The sequence below is a fragment of the Sphingopyxis sp. JAI108 genome, from assembly GCF_013410105.1.
GTDB lineage: Bacteria > Pseudomonadota > Alphaproteobacteria > Sphingomonadales > Sphingomonadaceae > Sphingopyxis > Sphingopyxis chilensis.
The window spans coordinates 1,106,793-1,123,291 of sequence record NZ_JACCCJ010000001.1 but is presented as its reverse complement, the minus strand read 5'-3'; the positions used below and the strand labels follow the sequence as shown (position 1 = coordinate 1,123,291).

Here is a 16,499-nt window from a genome sequence, read left to right as displayed (position 1 = left end):
TTTTCGTTGGATTAATTCTGTGCCGGCGCGCCGTCGATCGACGAGCTGCCGGGGCCGCGCGGATCTGCGGCGCCCCGATAGCCCGCCGCGGTGCGTTCGACCGCGTTGAGTTTGGAGCCGAGTCCGGTGGCGGTGAAGCTGTAACCGAACGGTTTCATCTTCGCGGCGATCGCCTGCCCTGCTGCATTGTTTTCGATCAGCACGCCATCCTTTCCGAAGAAGAGATTGGGCAGTTCCATCGCCGACTTCGCATCAAGTCCCCAGTCGAGCACGCCGATTAGCACCTTGGTGACGTGCATGATGATGCGCTTGCCGCCCGCCGATCCGACCGCAAGCACGACCTTGCCGTCGGGACCGTAAACGATCGTCGGAGACATCGAAGAGAGCGGGCGTTTGCCAGCCTCCACGCGGTTCGCCGTCGGCACACCGTCCTTCATCGGCGCAAGGTCGAAATCGGTGAGTTCGTTGTTGAGAAAATAGCCGTTGGCGATGAGCTGGCTACCGAAAATGCTTTCGACGGTCGAGGTCATCGATACGACATTGCCAGCGGCATCGACGGTGACGAAATGCGTCGTGCCCTGTTCGGGAATCGCCGGCGCAGCGGCGCGCGGCTTCGCGCCCGGCGGGGTTCCGGGCTCGTAGCGGCCCGCGGCGCCGTAAGGCGAGATGAGCTGGCGGCGCTGGTCAAGATACGCCTTGTCGAGCAAGCCCTTAACCGGAACGTCGACGAAATCGGCATCGCCGAGATAGGCGGCACGATCGGCATAGCTGAGCTGCATCGCTTCAGCGAGCAGATGCCAGCTCATAGGATTGTCCTTGCCCATCGCCTTCATGTCCCAACCCTCGACCAGACCGAGGATGCCGAAAACGGTGGTCGCGCCCGACGAGGGCGGTCCCATGCCGCAGACCTTGTAGACGCGATAGCTGGTGCAGACGGCGGGACGTTCCTTCGCCGTATAGGCGGCGAGATCCTTCGCCGTAAGCTGCGTCGCGTTGCGCGGGGCCTTTGCCACCGCATCGGCGATCGCCTTTGCATTCGCGCCCGAGTAAAAGGCCTCGGGGCCGCGCGCCGCAATGTCGCGCAGGATCGCGGCATAGGCGGGGTTCTTGAGCCGCGTACCGACCGGCGCGGGCTTGCCGTCGACATAATAGATTGCGCGCGCGTCGGGAAAATCCTTCCACATCGGCTCGAACTGGACGAGCCAATTGTTCAGCGCGGGGGTGACGAGAAAGCCCTCCTCGGCAAGCTTGATCGCGGGCTGGAACAGCGCCTTCCATTCGAGCTTGCCCCATTTCCTGTGCGCCATTTCCATCAGGCGCATATTGCCGGGGACTCCCACCGACAGCCCGCCGGGAATGACGTCCATATAGCCCCGCGGCGTCCCGTCGGGACCGAGGAAGCGTCCGGGCTTTGCCGCCGCCGGCGCCATTTCGCGACCGTCGATCGTCGAGATGCTGCCGTCCTGTGCATTGTGGTGCAACATGAAGCCGCCGCCGCCGATGCCGCTCGACTGCGGTTCGACCAGCGTCAGCACCGCGACCATGGCGACGGCAGCGTCGGCTGCGGTGCCGCCTTGGTGCAAAATTTCGCGCCCCGCCTCGGTCGCGCGCGGGTCGGCCGACGAGGTTACGCCCTGCGCGGCGGCGAGCGACGGGAGGATGAAGGTGACGAGCGCGGCAAGCGGGAGGAATCTTTTCAACATGGCCGCGACATTGGCGTGGCCCTCGGGCCAACGCAACCCCGTCAGTGTGCGGTGCCCACCGCGTCGGCTACACGCGCGAAACCGTCGCGCGCGGCGAGCTTTTCAAGGCCATGCGCGATCCGCGCCGCGAGACCCGGGCCTTCATAGACCATCGCCGAATAGATCTGGACCAGCCCGGCGCCGGCGCGAATGCGCCCCCACGCGTCGTCCGCCGATGCAATCCCTCCCGCGGCGACGAGCGGCAGCTTGCCCCCGCTCGCAGCGTGGAAATCCTTGACGCGCCGAAGCGCCAGCCCGGCAAGCGGAGCGCCCGACAGGCCGCCGGCTTCCCCCGCATGGCGCGAGGCGAGCACAGGGCGTTCGATCGTGGTGTTCGAGACGATGACCGCGGCCAGCCCCTTGTCGAAGGCGACGGCTACGATGTCGTCGATGTCCGCGGGTTCGAGATCGGGCGCCACCTTCAGGAACACGGGCTTTGCCGCTCCCGGCGGCTGCGCGGCCGCGACGCCGTCGAGCAGCGCCTCGAGCGCGCCCTTGTCCTGGAGCGCCCGGAGGCCCGGCGTATTCGGCGACGAGATATTGACCGTCAGATAGTCGGCGAGCGGCGCCATCGCCGCCGCGCCCTTCGCATAGTCCGCGATGCGGTCGGCGCTGTCCTTGTTCGCGCCGATGTTGATGCCGAGCGGCACCGGCAGGCCGTGGCGGCGCAGGCAGCGGATTCGCTCGGCTGCCGCCGCCTGCCCGCCATTGTTGAACCCCATGCGGTTGATCACCGCCCGGTCCTCGACCAGCCGGAACAGCCGCGGGCGCGGGTTGCCGTCCTGCTGCAGCGGGGTCAGCGTGCCGACCTCGACAAAGCCGAACCCGAAATGCGGCATCGCATGCGCGACGCGGGCGTCCTTGTCGAAGCCGGGCGCGAGGCCGACGGGGTTGGGAAACCGGAGCCCCGCGAATTGGGTCGCGAGCACCGCGCTCGTCAGCGCGTGCCGCGCGCGCGGCAATGGCTGGAGCGCGCCAAGCGTCAGATTGTGCGCGGCTTCGCCGTCGGTGGCGTGGACGATCGGGCGGACGAGCGCATAGGCGGCGTCGGTAAGCGAGGCGAAGAGCGACATGGCCCGCCATTGCGCCGAGCGGGGCGCTATGGCAAGCCCCCCTCGGGCCAGCATGAATGCTTGAAAAAACCGGGAGAAAATCGTGTCGCACCTTCGCCTTGCCGCCAATATGTCCACCGGCCTGCTGCTGCTCGCCGTGGCGGGCTGCGCCCCCGCCGCGATCGATCAGGCGCCGGCGACCGCCTCGGCGCCTGCCGCGCCGCCCCCTCCCGGAACGCCCGCCGGCGCCCCGCTCGCCGATTTTTTCCAGAAATATGACGAGGCGCAGCTGTCGCTTTCGCCAGAGACCAAGGCGTATCGCGGAATCCGCGACGGCGATTACGGCAAATGGGACGAGGTGAGCGACGAGGCAGAGGTCGCGCGGCACAAGCTGCAGCAGGCGACCGCCGCCGCGATGCGTGGCAGCTACGACCCAGCCAGCCTGTCGTCCGACGATGCGCTGTCGTTCGAGCTGTTCAACGCGCAGGCCGCGCGCGAGGAGAGCCTGTTCGCCTATCGCCACCATAATTATCTGTTCAACCAGATGCGCGGCGCGCAAAGCCAGATGCCGGCGTTCCTGATCAACATCCACCGCGTATCGAACGTCGGCGAGGCCGAAGCCTATGTCGAACGCATCCGCGGCATCGGCCCGGTGATCGACGCGCTGACCGCGCAGTCGGCCGAACGCGCGAAGCTGGGCATCCAGCCCCCCAAATGGGTCTATGCCTATGTCATCTCGGACATCGAGAATCTGCTGAAGCCGGACAACGCGCTGATCGAGGATATCACCGCCAAGGTCGAAAAGCTCGACATCGCGGCCGCCGAAAAGGCCCGGCTGGTCGGTGCCGCCAAATCGGCGTGGTCGACGAGCGCCGGCCCCGCCTACACCCGCCTGCTTGCCGAAATGAAACGCCAGCAACCCGGTGCGCCGACCGCGGACGGCGTCTGGCGGCTGCCCGACGGCAAGGCCTATTATGAGGCGCTGCTCGCCAATTACACGACCACCGACATGACAGCGGCGCAAATCCACGATCTCGGCCTCGCCGAAGTCGCGCGCATTCATGGCGAGATGAAGACGATCATGGCGAAGGTCGGCTTCAAGGGCACGCTACAGCAATTTTTCGTGCACCTGCGCACCAGCCCGCAATATTTCTACACGACGCGCGAAGCCTATCTCGCCGACGTCGATGCCAAGGTGAAGGCGATGGAGGCGCGCCTGCCCGCCTTCTTCAACACGCTGCCCAAGGCGCACCTGCAGGTGAAGGCGGTCGAGGCGTTCCGCGAAAAGTCGGCAGGCAAGGCTTTCTATCAGTCGCCCTCGCCCGACGGGTCGCGACCGGGAACCTATTATGTGAACCTCTATGACCTTCGCGACATGTCGAAGACCGAGCTCGAGGCGCTCGCCTATCATGAGGGCATCCCGGGCCATCACCTCCAGCGCGCGGTGCAGACCGAACTGACCGGCCTGCCGCCCTTCCGCCGCTTCGGCGGCTTCACCGCCTACACCGAGGGTTGGGGCCTTTATACCGAGGAACTCGCCAAGGACATGGGATTCTACACCGATCCCTACAGCGATTTCGGTCGTCTCGGCATGGAATTGTGGCGCGCGTGCCGGCTCGTCGTCGACACGGGCATCCACGACAAGCGCTGGAGCCGCGAGCAGGCGATCCAGTATCTGAAGGACAACACCCCCAATCCCGACGGCGACATCGAAAAAGCGATCGAACGCTATATCGTCTATCCGGGACAGGCGACCGCCTATCTGATCGGCAAGCTCAAGATCATGGAATTGCGCGGCCGCGCGCAGGCTGCCCTCGGCGAAAAATTCGATTTTCGTGCCTTCCACGACGTCGTGCTCGAATCGGGTCCGGTTCCGCTCGACATCCTCGAAAGGCGGGTCGATAACTGGATCGCCGCGCAGAAGGGTTAAGCAAATTGACGATTGGCGCTTGACGCGCGGGTATGAAACGCAAATGATTTACCCCAGATAAGAAGGCAGCCGGGGAAAGGCTGTCGGGGTCTCGGTCTGATGTCGCAAACTTCCACCTCGCCGTTGGGCGTGGACGGCAGCGCGCCGTTCGAACTACATTATTTTCCGCCCGATCCCGATCTGGCGGACATGGTGTCGAGTTTCTATTTTGCGCGCATCAACATGCCGCGTTTCGACGAATATGAGCGCGCCGATCGACCGCAATTCCGTTTCGTGACCGCCGCCGACGGCGAATATGTCTTCGCCGATGGCCACCGCTCCGCGGTGTGCAAGGCCAACATCGTCGGGCCGACCAGCGGCCGCGTCCGCGCGATCAGCAACTGCGCGACCCAGATGTTCGGATTCGGCATGCTGCCCTCAGGCTGGGCGGCGCTGATGGGCGACGATGCCGAGAAGCTGACCGACCGCGCGATGGACGCCGCCGACCTGTTCGGTCCGTGGATTGAGGAGGTCGCGACCGCGCTGGAAAAAGCCGCAAGCGTCGAGGAAAAGCTGATCATCGGCAATAACTTCGCGCGCGAAGTCCTCAAACAGAATGAGCCCGCACCGATGTGGTTTATCCGCACCGTCGATGGCTGGCTGACCGAATCGCCGTCGCCGCAGGTCCCCGAACTCGTCGAGGCGACCGGCATGTCGATCCGTTCGGTCGAGCGGATGACCAAGCGCTATTACGGCCTGTCGCCGCGGATGCTCGCGCGCAAATATCGCGCGGTGCGCGCGGCGTCGGCGCTCGCACGCGGCGAAGGTCTCGACGCGGCGCAGCTCGGCGATGCCTTCTACGATCAGTCGCACCTGATCCGCGAGATCAAGCGCTTTGCGGGCGCGACCCCCGGCCAGCTCGGCAAGCCGACGAGCTATACAGAGGCGACTACAAAGGGCCGCAAGCAGCTTGCGGGCAAAGTCAGCCCGCTCGTTTCGGAAACCTGAGACGGCCGTTAACCTTCGAAAATTATCTGTCCCGTCGTTTTGGCGTTTTCATCCAATCGCGAATCGGCGCGGGAGCATAATCCCTCCCTGCGACCCAGAAGAGCTCATCCTCTTTCGAGGACTTGAGACCTTCATCTTGGCACTCATTTGGCTTCGGCCGGATGGGTGCCTTTTTTTTCACCGCAAAGCTATGCGAAGGCTCCGACCTTGCGCCGCATGAACCGACCGCCTATGTAAGTGGAGTAATTTAGTCCAGTTAAGAATCGTTCGCAATTGCGACGGAAAAGAACATGCGCCTGTCGAACCTTGCCGATTATGCCGTGGTGCTGATGAGCGCCGCCGCCCGCCAATGCGGGTCGGTACCGATTCATGCGGGCATGCTGGCCGAACAAACGGGCATTCCGGGGCCGACCGCACAGAAGCTGGTAAGCCAGCTCGCGCGCGCCGGCCTGCTCGTCGCGTCGCGCGGCAGCGGCGGCGGGGTGCGGCTCGCGCGGCCCGCGGCGGCGATCAGTGTCGCCGACATCATCGAAGCGGTCGAAGGACCGATCGCCCTGACGTCCTGTGTGGCCGAAGGGCGACACGATTGCTCGCTCGAGGGCAGCTGCAAGGTGCAGCCGCATTGGGGCGTCGTGAACGGCGCGGTGCGCGGGGCGTTGCAAGAGATCAGCCTCGCGACCTTGAGCGTCGCACCGAAACTCCCCTCCCCTCCGCCGATCCCGGTATTGGCCGGCGACGAGATCAGATTATGACCGACAACACAGACCTCCCCGTAAAAGACCAGGCCGCGCACGACGCCGCAGCGAAGGTCGCCGATTATGAGCATGGCTGGTCCTCGACCATCGAGACCGACTTCGCGCCCAAGGGGCTGACCGAGGATACGGTCCGATTCATTTCGGCGAAGAAGAACGAGCCCGAATGGATGCTCGACTGGCGGTTGAAGGCTTTTCGCCATTGGCAGACGATGGAAACGCCCGATTGGGCGAAGCTCAATGTGCCGCCGATCGATTATCAGGATGCGTACTATTACGCAGCGCCGAAGCCGAAGCCGAAGCTCGGCAGCCTCGATGAGGTCGATCCCGAGATTCTCGAAGTATATAAAAAGCTCGGCATCCCGATCGAGGAGCAGAAGGTGCTCGCGGGCGTCGAGGGCGCGCGCAAGGTTGCGGTCGACGCGGTGTTCGACAGCGTCAGCGTCGCGACGACCTTCCGCGAGGAACTGAAGCGCGCGGGGGTGATCTTCCTCTCGATTTCCGAAGCGATCCGCGAACATCCCGAGCTGGTGAAGAAGTGGCTCGGCAAGGTCGTGCCGATGCACGACAATTATTTCGCGGCGCTCAATTGCGCGGTCTTTTCGGACGGCACCTTCGTTTATGTGCCCGAGGGCGTGCGCTGCCCGATGGAGCTCAGCACCTATTTCCGCATCAATGCCGAGAATACGGGGCAGTTCGAACGCACTTTGATCATCGCCGACAAGGGCGCGTATGTGAGCTATCTCGAAGGCTGCACCGCGCCGATGCGCGACGAGAACCAGCTCCACGCCGCGGTGGTCGAACTGGTGACGCTCGACGATGCCGAGATCAAATATAGCACCGTGCAGAACTGGTACCCAGGTAATGCCGAGGGGCTGGGCGGCATCTATAATTTCGTGACCAAGCGCGCGCTGTGTCAGGGCAAGCGCAGCAAGGTGTCGTGGACGCAGGTCGAGACCGGTTCCGCGATCACCTGGAAATATCCGAGCTGCGTGCTGAACGGCGACGACAGCGTCGGCGAATTCTACTCGGTCGCGGTCACCAACAATTACCAGCAGGCCGACACCGGCACCAAGATGATCCACAATGGCAAGCGCACGCGCTCGACCATCGTTTCCAAGGGGATCAGCGCGGGCAAGTCGAACAACACCTATCGCGGGATTGTGCGGGTGGCGCCGAATGCCGAGGGGGTGCGGAATTTCACCCAGTGCGACAGCCTGCTTCTGGGCTCGCTCAGCGGCGCGCATACCGTACCGTATATCGAGGTCCGCAACCCGACCGCGACCGTCGAGCATGAAGCGACGACGAGCAAGATCAGCGAAGACCAGCTCTTCTACGCGATGCAGCGCGGGCTGGGGCAGGAAGAAGCGGTGGCGCTGATCGTCAACGGCTTTGCCAAGGAAGTGCTGCAGCAGCTGCCGATGGAGTTTGCGGTCGAGGCGCAGAAGTTGCTGGGGATCAGCCTTGAGGGGAGCGTCGGGTGACGTCAAACCTCGAATGGCTGCAGAAATTCTATCTCTCCTTGTGTGACGGAGAGTGGGAGCATGGTTACGGCTTTACCATCGACAACTGCGATAATCCGGGATGGCTTTTCAAATTTGAGCTGACCGACACAGTTTATGAGCAGTTCGCCGGCCCAGAAATTTCCCTAGGCGAGCATCAGCTTGAGGAAGGGCATGACTGGGTCGTTCTCAAGCGTGAAGGCACCTCGATCAAAGGCGCGTGCGGCCCACTGAAATTGGATGCGTTGCTCGGAGAGTTTCGCGGATGGATTGGAAATGTGGACGCCGCCCTCGAAAGTGAAAGAAGTTTAAGTGCTCAAAATTGAAAACCTCCACGCCACCGTTGCCGACAAGCCGATCCTGAAGGGGTTGTCGCTCAGCATCAATGCGGGCGAAATCCATGCGATCATGGGGCCTAATGGCGCGGGCAAGTCGACGCTGTCCTATGTCCTCGGCGGCCGGCCCGGTTATGAAGTCACCGACGGCTCGGTCGATTTCGACGGGCAGGACCTGCTCGACATGGAACCGCACGAGCGTGCCGCGGCAGGGCTGTTCCTAGGCTTCCAGTATCCGGTCGAAATTCCCGGCGTGTCGAACGTCCAGTTCCTGCGCGAGAGCCTGAACGCCCAGCGCAAGGCGCGTGGGCTGGAACCGCTGTCGGGCGGCGACTTCCTGAAGCTGGCGCGCGAGAAGGCGGGGCTGCTCAAGATGGACATGGACATGCTCAAGCGCCCCGTGAACGTCGGCTTTTCGGGCGGCGAGAAGAAGCGCAACGAGATGGTGCAGATGGGGATCATCGATCCCAAGCTCGCGATCCTCGACGAGACCGACAGCGGCCTCGACATCGATGCGCTGCGTACCGTCGGGGACGGGATCAATGCGATCATGCGGCGGCCCGACAAGGCGGTGCTGCTGATCACGCATTACCAGCGCCTGCTCGATTATGTGCAGCCCGATTTCGTCCATGTGCTGGCCGCGGGGCGGATCGTGAAGTCGGGCGGGCCCGAGCTCGCGCGCGAGCTGGAAGCGCATGGCTATGCGGAGATTGCGGCTTGACCATCGCCACCCTCCCCTCGCGCCGCGACGAAGCGTGGCGTTACTCCGACATCGAGGCGGTGAGCGCGGCGTGGCCGCTGCCCGCGCCCGAGAGCATCATCGTGCCTGCGGGCGGCAGCTTCGCGCGCGCGATCGTGCAGGACGCGGGCGACATCCGTCAGATTGAACTCGTGCTCGGCAAGGGTGCGATCGCGTCGCTGCATATCCTCAACATCGGCGGGGCCTATGGCCGTGTCGAGCTCGCGGTGACGCTGCACGAGGGCGCCGACTTCCATCTCGGCGCCGCGCAGATCGGCGGGGGCGAGCAGAATCTCGAGATCGTCACCACGGTGACCCACGCCGAACCCGGCGCGACGTCGCGGCAGGTGGTGCGCTCGGTCCTCGGCAGCACCGCGACCGGTACCTATCTCGGCAAGGTCGCGGTTGCGCGCGACGCGCAGCAGACCGACAGCGAACAGGATGTAAAGGCGATGCTGCTCAATCGCAGCGCGACCGCCAACGCCAAGCCCGAACTCGAAATTTTCGCCGACGATGTGAAATGCGCGCATGGCTGCGCGATCGGCGAGCTCGATCCGATGGGGCTCTATTATCTCCAGTCACGCGGGCTGCCGCCGGGCGAGGCGAAGAAACTGATGTTGCAGGCGTTCGTCGCCGGCGTGTTCGACGGCGCCGAGGATGAAGCGCGGTTGCAGGAGCTGGCGCTGGCGAAGCTGGGGGAATTGGTGTGAGTACCACGACCGCACTCCGCACCTTCCCCGATGTTCGCGCGGATTTTCCCGGCCTGACGCCCGGCTGGCACTATCTCGATACCGCGGCGACCGCGCAGAAACCGCAGGCCGTCATTGACGCAACCGTGAACGCAATGGGACGCGACTATGCGACCGTCCACCGCGGCGTCTATGCACGCTCGGCCGACATGACGCTCGCCTATGAAGCGGCGCGGCGGCGGATCGCGGCGTTTATCGGCGCGCGCGAGAATGAGATCGCGTTCGTGCGCGGTGCGACCGAAGCGATCAACCTGGTCGCCTATTCGCACCCGAAGAAGGGCCGCGTGCTGCTGTCGGTGCTCGAGCATCACAGCAATATCGTGCCGTGGCAGCTTGCCGGCTGGCAGGTCGACGTGTGCCCGCTGACCGAAGACGGCTGCATCGACCTCGACGCCGCCGAAAAGCTGCTCACCCCCGAACACACCATGGTCGCCTTCGCGCATGTCTCGAACGTGCTCGGCAGCCCGCTCGACGTCGCGCGCGCCGCCGATCTGGCACACCGCGTCGGAGCCGAACTGCTGATCGACGGCTGCCAGGCCGTGCCGAGACTGCCCGTCGATGTCGCGGCGCTCGGCTGCGACTATTATGTTTTCTCGGGGCACAAGCTCTACGGTCCGACCGGGATCGGCGTGCTGTGGAGCGACAAGCTCGATACGTTACCGCCGTGGCAGGGGGGCGGGTCGATGATCGATCGCGTAACCTTTGCCAAGACGACCTATGCCCCCGCCCCCACGCGCTTCGAGGCGGGCACGCCCGCGATCGTCGAGGCGGTCGGGCTCGCGGCGGCGGTCGATTATGTCGAGGCATTGGACATCGATAGGGTCCACGCGCACGAATGCGCGCTCGTCGGCAGCTTGCGCGAGGCGCTGGCGCGCAAGAACAGCATCACGCTCTACGGCCCTGAAAACAGTGCTGGAATTGTCAGCTTTTCGATGACGGGGGTTCATCCGCACGACATCGGCACTATCTTGGACGAAAGCGGGGTCGCGATCCGCGCCGGGCACCATTGCGCACAGCCGCTGATGGAGCATCTCGGGGTGCCCGCGACTGCGCGAGCGAGTTTTGGCGTGTATAGCAGTGAAGACGATGTGGCGGCCCTGATCGAAGGGCTCGGTCGCGTCGAGAGGATTTTCGGATGAGCGAAGACAGCACGATCAGAGTCGAGGAAGTCGAAAGCGTCGAGGCGCCGCCCAAGGCGCGCGTCGAGGACGTCGAAACCGCGCCCGAGAAACTGGAGCGCAAGCGCGACTATCTGGAAGGCTTCCTGGCGGCCAAGCCCGCGGCGGTCGAACCGAGTGCGGTCGGCGGCGACCTCTACGAAGCGGTGATCGATGCGCTCAAGGAGATTTTCGACCCCGAGATCCCGGTGAACATCTACGACCTCGGCCTGATCTACAATGTCGAGATCGACGAGGGCCATGTGCTTGTCACGATGACGCTGACCACGCCGCATTGCCCGGTCGCCGAGTCGATGCCCGCCGAAGTCGAACTGCGCGTCGGCGCGGTGCCGGGCGTCGGCGATGCCGAGGTCAACCTCGTCTGGGATCCGCCGTGGTCGCCGCAGAATATGAGCGACGAAGCGCGGCTCGAACTGGGAATGCTCTGATGACCGAAACCAAAATCCGTACCCGCCCGGCCGCCGTCGCGCTGACGCCGAACGCCGAGGAACGCATCGCGAAATTGATGGCGGCGGCGCCCGAGGGCGCGATCGGGGTCAAGCTGTCGACGCCGCGCCGCGGCTGTTCGGGACTCGCCTATTCGGTCGATTATGTCACTGAAGAGGTGAAGTTCGACGAGAAGATCGAGACCCCCGGCGGCATTTTCTACATCGACGGCGCGTCGGTGCTCTACCTGATCGGCAGCACGATGGACTGGGTCGAGGATGATTTCGCCGCGGGCTTCGTGTTCGAGAATCCGAACGCCAAGGGCGCGTGCGGTTGCGGCGAGAGCTTCACCGTCTAAAACACGCTTTTTCGCGAAAAACATGCTATGATGCTCCTTCAAAAGAAGGGGCAACGCCATGTTTCGTGCCTTCTACCTGGCCTACGCTGGCCTATGCTATGCGATATTCTTCGCGACATTCCTGTATCTTATCGCCTTCTTCGGCAATTTTCCGTTCGCCGGGCCAAAAGTCGATTTTGCGCGCGAAGCCGAGCCCGCTGTCGCGATCGCGATCGACCTCGCGCTGATCGCGCTGTTCGGCGTCCAGCATAGCGTAATGGCGCGGCCGGGGTTCAAGGCGGCGTGGACGCGCATCGTCCCCGCGCCGGTCGAGCGCAGTACCTATGTGCTGCTTGCCAGCGCCGCGCTGATCGTCCTCATGCTGTTCTGGCACGAACTGACTGCGGCGGTGTGGACGGTGACCGACCCGGTCGGCGCCGCGATCCTGTGGGCGCTCTTCGGGCTCGGCTGGCTGATCGTTTTGACCAGCACCTTCCTGATCAATCATTTCGAGCTGTTCGGCCTGCAGCAGGCATGGTTCGCGCTGCGCGAAAAAGCAGCCGCACCGCCGGTGCTGCGCCAGCCATTCTTCTACCGCTTCGTTCGCCACCCGCTCTACGCCGGATTCTTCATCGCCTTCTGGGCGACACCCGCCATGACCGCCGGACACCTGCTGCTCGCGGCCGGCCTTTCGGCGTATATGCTGATCGCGATCCGGCTCGAGGAACGCGACCTGATCGACGTCTTCGGCGAGGCCTATGTCAGCTATCGTCGGCGCGTCGGAATGCTCATTCCGCACGTCGGCGACCGCTAGCGGCAGACCGTCCAGCCCGCCGTTCGCGCCGCCATGTCGAAATGGAAATGGTTGGCGTGCGCTTCATTGTGATCGGGCGACAGGACGGTGCTGAACAGGCCGCACGTCTCGTCACGCACGGCATGGAGGAATTCGCTGCGCTTGTCGCCGGGCTTCCAGTCGTTGATCAGTGCGATGCGCGTTCCGTCCGCCAGGATGAAGGCCGAGATATCGATCGCGTTGGCGGTCGAATGCTGGCTCTGCCCCTGCTCGCCGGCGATCTTGCGGCAATTGTAGCTGCCGAGATTTTCAAGCTCGGCGACCCTTTGCCCGAAATATTTTCGCGCGAGCGGCTGGACGACGTCGCGGTTCCATAGCGCCATCGCGGCGGTCACCGCGCAGCCGGGCGCAGCGTTCGCGGGTCGCATTGTCGGCACGAAACGGTCGCCGGTCAGGATCATGCGCTGACTGGCGCGGCATATCCCGTTGCCAACGGGCGGCCGGCGCAGATAACCCGCCTCGGCGCGGTCGAAGGCGGCAAAGCAGGCGATGTCGTCATTTGCGAGCGCGACCAGCTTGCTGTGGGTCGCCCACCCCTGCGGATGCGCAAGCTCGAAGCGGGTGCCGGGGATATGCTCGGGATGGTCGCGGACCCATTGCATACCAAGAATGGCGCCGATGGTCGCGAGGATCGCGATGGCAAACCAGATCAGATAGGGACGGATACTCTGCACGGCGCCTTAGTGAAGCGCGTCGTCACTTCGCACAAGCCACCATCGACGCCCCATCCGTCAGGCGAGTTGCGTGGTCTCGTGATCGCGACGCGGTCCGGTGGGAGCCTCTTCGCTTTCGAGCGCACCAAGACGCCCTTCGGCGCGCGCCTTGCGGCCATAGACGAGCTCGAACAGCGGTCCCGCCATCACGGTGGTGACGATCGCCATCAGCACCATGATCGCGAACAGCGTCGGTCCGATGATTCCCTTTTGCAGGCCGATATTGATGATGATCAATTCCATCAGTCCGCGCGCGTTCATCAGCGCGCCGATGCCCATCGCGGTGCGGTTATCCTCGCCCGCCAGCCGCGCGGCGAGCCAGCACGCGCCGAACTTTGCCGCGATCGAGACCAGCAAGATACCCAACGCCACGGCAAGGATCGAAAGGCTGTTCACCGTGGCGAGCTGCGTGTTGAGCCCCGAATAGGTGAAGAACATCGGGAGCAGGAAGACGACCGTCATCGGCTCCACCTTTTTCCTGATCTCTTCGGTCAGCAGCCCGCGCGGCATGCACGCCCCAAGCAGGAAGCCGCCGAACACCGCATGGATCCCGACCGCATCCATGAAGAAGGCCGCCATCGCATAGAGCATCAGCACGACGGCGAGCAGGCTGTGCGTGAGTTCGCCCTTTGCCTCGACCGCACGGCCGAGCGGGATCAGCAGCTTGCGGCCGATAAAGAACATGAAGAGCGCGAAGCCGACGCCCCCGACGATCGCGAGGAGCGCGATACCCGGCCCGCCACCAAACGTCGCCAGCACGATCGCGAGCACGCACCACGACACCGCGTCGTCGAACGCGCCAGCCGTGAGGGACAGGGTGCCGAGCGAGGTATTCGCAAGGCCGCGCTCGTTGATGATGCGCGCGAGCATCGGGAAAGCGGTCAGCGCGATGCACGCCCCCATGAACAGCGTCGCGCTGCCCTGCCCCAGCCCGTCGGCAAACAGGCCGGGGATGTCGAGCAGCCAGGGCGTGATCAGCGCCGCCAGCAGAAAGGGGGCGGCGATCCCCGCGGCCGACACGCCGACCGCGCTTTTCGCCTTCGACCGGAAATGGTCGAGACGCAGCGTGGTGCCGACGAGGAACATGTAAAGGCCGACACCGAATTGCGCGCCGACATAAAGGATATTGCGCGTTTCCTTGGGGAACAGCGCCGCCTGAAATTCGGGAAAGAAGAGGCCGAAGAGCGAGGGACCAAGCACCACGCCGGCGATCATCTCGCCCACGACCTGCGGTTGCCCCATGAAGCGGTTCGCCATCCAGCCGACGACGCGGCAGACGAGCAGGATCACCGCGATCTGGAGGAAGAAATGGATGCTGAAATCGGTCGGAGTATAGCTGGCCGTGACGCTCGCCCCCGGACCGTGTGCGCCCATGACGTCACCGATTGTCCGCATCAGCTCATCGAACATATTCAATACCAATTTCGTCCTCCCCTGCCGCCTTGATCCGACTCGCAGGCCCCATCATCAGTCAATCCGGCACCACTGAGACACGATCGGATGGTGAAAGCAACAAAAGTCTGCAATTGGTATTATTGCAGGATGCTCGGCCCGCGCGCCATCGACTCGTCATCGTCATGGCATCGGCCATTCAAGCAATATAATCTTGTGTGAACGCTCTCATAGGGGATTTTTACCGGACGCGATCCGCTCGCGCATCATCGGCAGCCGTCAGCATCGAACGATCCGCCGTTTCCGTTCAACGCCCTACGGGGAGACCCGCGAAGCAGCTAGCCGAGCGGGACGAAGCGCACCGTCAGCCCATCCTTGGGCCGCGGGATCGGCAGCACCTGCCATTCGGGCGCATAGCCGTCCTCAACAACGATGCGGTGCGTCGTGAGGACATGGTGGAAGAAGATTTTCGCCTGCATATAGGCGAAGTGCAGTCCGAGACACATATGCGCACCGCCACCGAAGGGCACCCACGCATATTTGTGCCGCTCGCGGGCGACTTCGGGCGAGAAGCGCATCGGGTCAAACGTCTCGGGCTCGGGCCAATGCTCTTCCATCATGTGCGTATAGGCGGGACTGACGCCGACCGAGGTACCCGCAGGGATGCGGTAGCCGCCATATTCGAAATCCTTGAGCGCGCGGCGCGGGAAGCTTGGTACAGGCGGCACCAGCCGCAGCGCTTCCTTGAATGCCCATTCGGTCATTTCAAGCTGGCCGAGGCTGTTGTGGCCGACCCCTTCGCCCGCCGGCGACACCGCGAGCATCTCCTCGCGCAATTTATCCTGCCATTCGGGATGCTTCGCGAGTTCCCAGACCATAGACGTGATCGAGCTGGTGATCGTGTCGTGCGCGGCCATCATCAGGAAGTTCATATGGTCGACGATCGCCTCGACGCTCATATAGTCGCCATTGTCGTCGCGCGTGCGGCAGATCTGGCTGAACATATCCTCGCCGGTGCCGTCGCGGCGCTCGGGCACCATCTTGCCGAAATAATCGACCAGATAGGCGCGCCCCTTTGCCCCGCGGCCCATCGCGGTGAAGGGCAGCGGCACGCGCACGACGCCGATCGACGCCTGCACCATGTCGACGAACGCCTTGTTGACCTTGTCGGCCTCAGGCCCCCAGGGGATGCCGAGGAAGCTCGTCGCGGCGAGGTCGAGCGTCAGCTCCTTGATCGCCGGATAGAATTTGAAGGTCTTGCCGCTCCACTGGCCGATGCGATCCCTGATCCCTTCATTGAGTGAATCGGCATAATGGCGCATCGGTTCGGGCTTGAACGCGACCGACAGCAGCTTGCGATCAGCGCGATGCTTTTCGAAATCCATCAGCATCAGCCCGCGCGGGAAGAGCAGGTTGAGCACCGGCCCCCAGCCCTGTTCGGACGAGAAAATCTTCTCGCGGTCGAACATGACGAGTTCGTTCGCCTCGGGTCCGTGGAGCGCGACGCTGCGCCCGCCAAAGCTGTTGTTGCGATAGACGCGGCCATATTTGGCGACCATCCGCTTCGTGAAGCCGCGATAGTCGCGAAGCTGTTCGAGCGTGTTGCCGATCACCGGCATACCGTCCTCGCCCGGGATATGATCGATCGCGCTGTCAGGGTTGCGCGGCAGCCAGTGCCGCGTTTCCGGGCCAAAGCGCTTTTCGGACCATTCGCTGCTCGCGGGCTGGATATTCGTCGGCGCGTTCATCGGGTCGATCCTCGTCCATCATGTATCGACACTAGGCGTAACCCACTACTGACATCGATGCAAG

The 16,499-nt window shown here is 63.9% G+C and carries 16 protein-coding genes; 11 read left to right on the top strand and 5 right to left on the bottom strand.

The annotated features are described in order from the left end of the window. Positions 1-11 precede the first annotated feature (11 nt). Positions 12-1,703 (bottom strand): gamma-glutamyltransferase, encoded by a 1,692-nt coding sequence (gene ggt / locus HDC29_RS05320; protein ID WP_179495117.1) that lies wholly within the window; start codon positions 1,701-1,703, stop codon positions 12-14. A gap of 41 nt (positions 1,704-1,744) precedes the next feature. Then, on the bottom strand, positions 1,745-2,815 hold the full coding sequence (locus HDC29_RS05315; RefSeq protein WP_179495116.1) for a quinone-dependent dihydroorotate dehydrogenase: 1,071 nt from the start codon (positions 2,813-2,815) through the stop codon (positions 1,745-1,747). An 82-nt stretch (positions 2,816-2,897) separates the two neighbouring features. Between HDC29_RS05315 and HDC29_RS05310 the strand changes: the two genes are divergently transcribed. The 11 genes from HDC29_RS05310 to mddA all read left to right on the top strand — a co-directional run bounded on the left by HDC29_RS05310 (position 2,898) and on the right by mddA (position 12,543). Beyond that, positions 2,898-4,724: a DUF885 family protein gene (locus tag HDC29_RS05310; protein WP_373562760.1), complete on the top strand. Its 1,827-nt coding sequence runs from the start codon at positions 2,898-2,900 to the stop codon at positions 4,722-4,724. 99 nt (positions 4,725-4,823) lie between these two features. Continuing rightward, the gene (locus HDC29_RS05305) at positions 4,824-5,711 is read left to right on the top strand and encodes a helix-turn-helix domain-containing protein (protein ID WP_179495115.1); all 888 of its coding nucleotides are present in this window, start codon (positions 4,824-4,826) and stop codon (positions 5,709-5,711) included. 290 nt (positions 5,712-6,001) lie between these two features. After that, a complete protein-coding gene (locus HDC29_RS05300; protein ID WP_179495114.1) occupies positions 6,002-6,463 on the top strand; it encodes an SUF system Fe-S cluster assembly regulator in 462 nt (153 codons plus the stop codon). Continuing rightward, positions 6,460-7,947 carry a Fe-S cluster assembly protein SufB gene (sufB, locus tag HDC29_RS05295; RefSeq protein WP_179495112.1) on the top strand — a complete coding sequence of 496 codons (1,488 nt, stop codon included), beginning with the start codon at positions 6,460-6,462 and terminating at the stop codon, positions 7,945-7,947. Before HDC29_RS05300 ends, sufB begins: the two co-directional genes overlap by 4 nt. Continuing rightward, a complete protein-coding gene (locus HDC29_RS05290) occupies positions 7,944-8,291 on the top strand; it encodes an Imm53 family immunity protein (protein WP_179495110.1) in 348 nt (115 codons plus the stop codon). The genes sufB and HDC29_RS05290 overlap by 4 nt, the downstream gene beginning before the upstream one ends. Next, positions 8,278-9,021, top strand: a complete 744-nt coding sequence (sufC, locus tag HDC29_RS05285) for a Fe-S cluster assembly ATPase SufC (protein WP_179495108.1) — start codon at positions 8,278-8,280, stop codon at positions 9,019-9,021. The genes HDC29_RS05290 and sufC overlap by 14 nt, the downstream gene beginning before the upstream one ends. Beyond that, the gene (locus tag HDC29_RS05280) at positions 9,018-9,749 is read left to right on the top strand and encodes a SufD family Fe-S cluster assembly protein (protein WP_179495106.1); all 732 of its coding nucleotides are present in this window, start codon (positions 9,018-9,020) and stop codon (positions 9,747-9,749) included. The genes sufC and HDC29_RS05280 overlap by 4 nt, the downstream gene beginning before the upstream one ends. Next, positions 9,746-10,927, top strand: coding sequence for an aminotransferase class V-fold PLP-dependent enzyme (locus tag HDC29_RS05275; RefSeq protein ID WP_373562759.1), 1,182 nt, complete (start codon positions 9,746-9,748; stop codon positions 10,925-10,927). Before HDC29_RS05280 ends, HDC29_RS05275 begins: the two co-directional genes overlap by 4 nt. Then, a complete protein-coding gene (locus HDC29_RS05270) occupies positions 10,924-11,394 on the top strand; it encodes an SUF system Fe-S cluster assembly protein (RefSeq protein WP_179495104.1) in 471 nt (156 codons plus the stop codon). Before HDC29_RS05275 ends, HDC29_RS05270 begins: the two co-directional genes overlap by 4 nt. Then, positions 11,394-11,750, top strand: a complete 357-nt coding sequence (locus HDC29_RS05265) for an iron-sulfur cluster assembly accessory protein (protein ID WP_179495102.1) — start codon at positions 11,394-11,396, stop codon at positions 11,748-11,750. Before HDC29_RS05270 ends, HDC29_RS05265 begins: the two co-directional genes overlap by 1 nt. 58 nt (positions 11,751-11,808) lie before the next feature. Beyond that, a complete protein-coding gene (gene mddA, locus HDC29_RS05260) occupies positions 11,809-12,543 on the top strand; it encodes a methanethiol S-methyltransferase (RefSeq protein WP_179495100.1) in 735 nt (244 codons plus the stop codon). On the opposite strand, the gene HDC29_RS05255 is transcribed toward mddA, so the two are convergent. The 3 genes from HDC29_RS05255 to HDC29_RS05245 form a co-directional block, all read right to left on the bottom strand. Further along, complete coding sequence (locus HDC29_RS05255; RefSeq protein WP_326913476.1) at positions 12,540-13,256, bottom strand: extensin family protein; 717 nt, start codon at positions 13,254-13,256, stop codon at positions 12,540-12,542. The genes mddA and HDC29_RS05255 overlap by 4 nt on opposite strands. Positions 13,257-13,313: 57 nt before the next feature. After that, positions 13,314-14,705, bottom strand: a complete 1,392-nt coding sequence (locus HDC29_RS05250) for a cation:proton antiporter (protein ID WP_179497261.1) — start codon at positions 14,703-14,705, stop codon at positions 13,314-13,316. Between the two features lie 320 nt (positions 14,706-15,025). Further along, complete coding sequence (locus HDC29_RS05245) at positions 15,026-16,435, bottom strand: cytochrome P450 (RefSeq protein WP_179495098.1); 1,410 nt, start codon at positions 16,433-16,435, stop codon at positions 15,026-15,028. Positions 16,436-16,499 lie beyond the last annotated feature (64 nt).

Coding starts and splice junctions, on each gene's coding strand:
- ggt (WP_179495117.1), bottom strand. CDS start 1,703: ATGTTGAAAAGATTCCTCCCGCTTGCCGCGCTCGTCACCTTCATCCTC.
- HDC29_RS05315 (WP_179495116.1), bottom strand. CDS start 2,815: ATGTCGCTCTTCGCCTCGCTTACCGACGCCGCCTATGCGCTCGTCCGC.
- HDC29_RS05305 (WP_179495115.1), top strand. CDS start 4,824: ATGTCGCAAACTTCCACCTCGCCGTTGGGCGTGGACGGCAGCGCGCCG.
- HDC29_RS05300 (WP_179495114.1), top strand. CDS start 6,002: ATGCGCCTGTCGAACCTTGCCGATTATGCCGTGGTGCTGATGAGCGCC.
- sufB (WP_179495112.1), top strand. CDS start 6,460: ATGACCGACAACACAGACCTCCCCGTAAAAGACCAGGCCGCGCACGAC.
- HDC29_RS05270 (WP_179495104.1), top strand. CDS start 10,924: ATGAGCGAAGACAGCACGATCAGAGTCGAGGAAGTCGAAAGCGTCGAG.
- HDC29_RS05265 (WP_179495102.1), top strand. CDS start 11,394: ATGACCGAAACCAAAATCCGTACCCGCCCGGCCGCCGTCGCGCTGACG.
- mddA (WP_179495100.1), top strand. CDS start 11,809: ATGTTTCGTGCCTTCTACCTGGCCTACGCTGGCCTATGCTATGCGATA.
- HDC29_RS05250 (WP_179497261.1), bottom strand. CDS start 14,705: ATGTTCGATGAGCTGATGCGGACAATCGGTGACGTCATGGGCGCACAC.
- HDC29_RS05245 (WP_179495098.1), bottom strand. CDS start 16,435: ATGAACGCGCCGACGAATATCCAGCCCGCGAGCAGCGAATGGTCCGAA.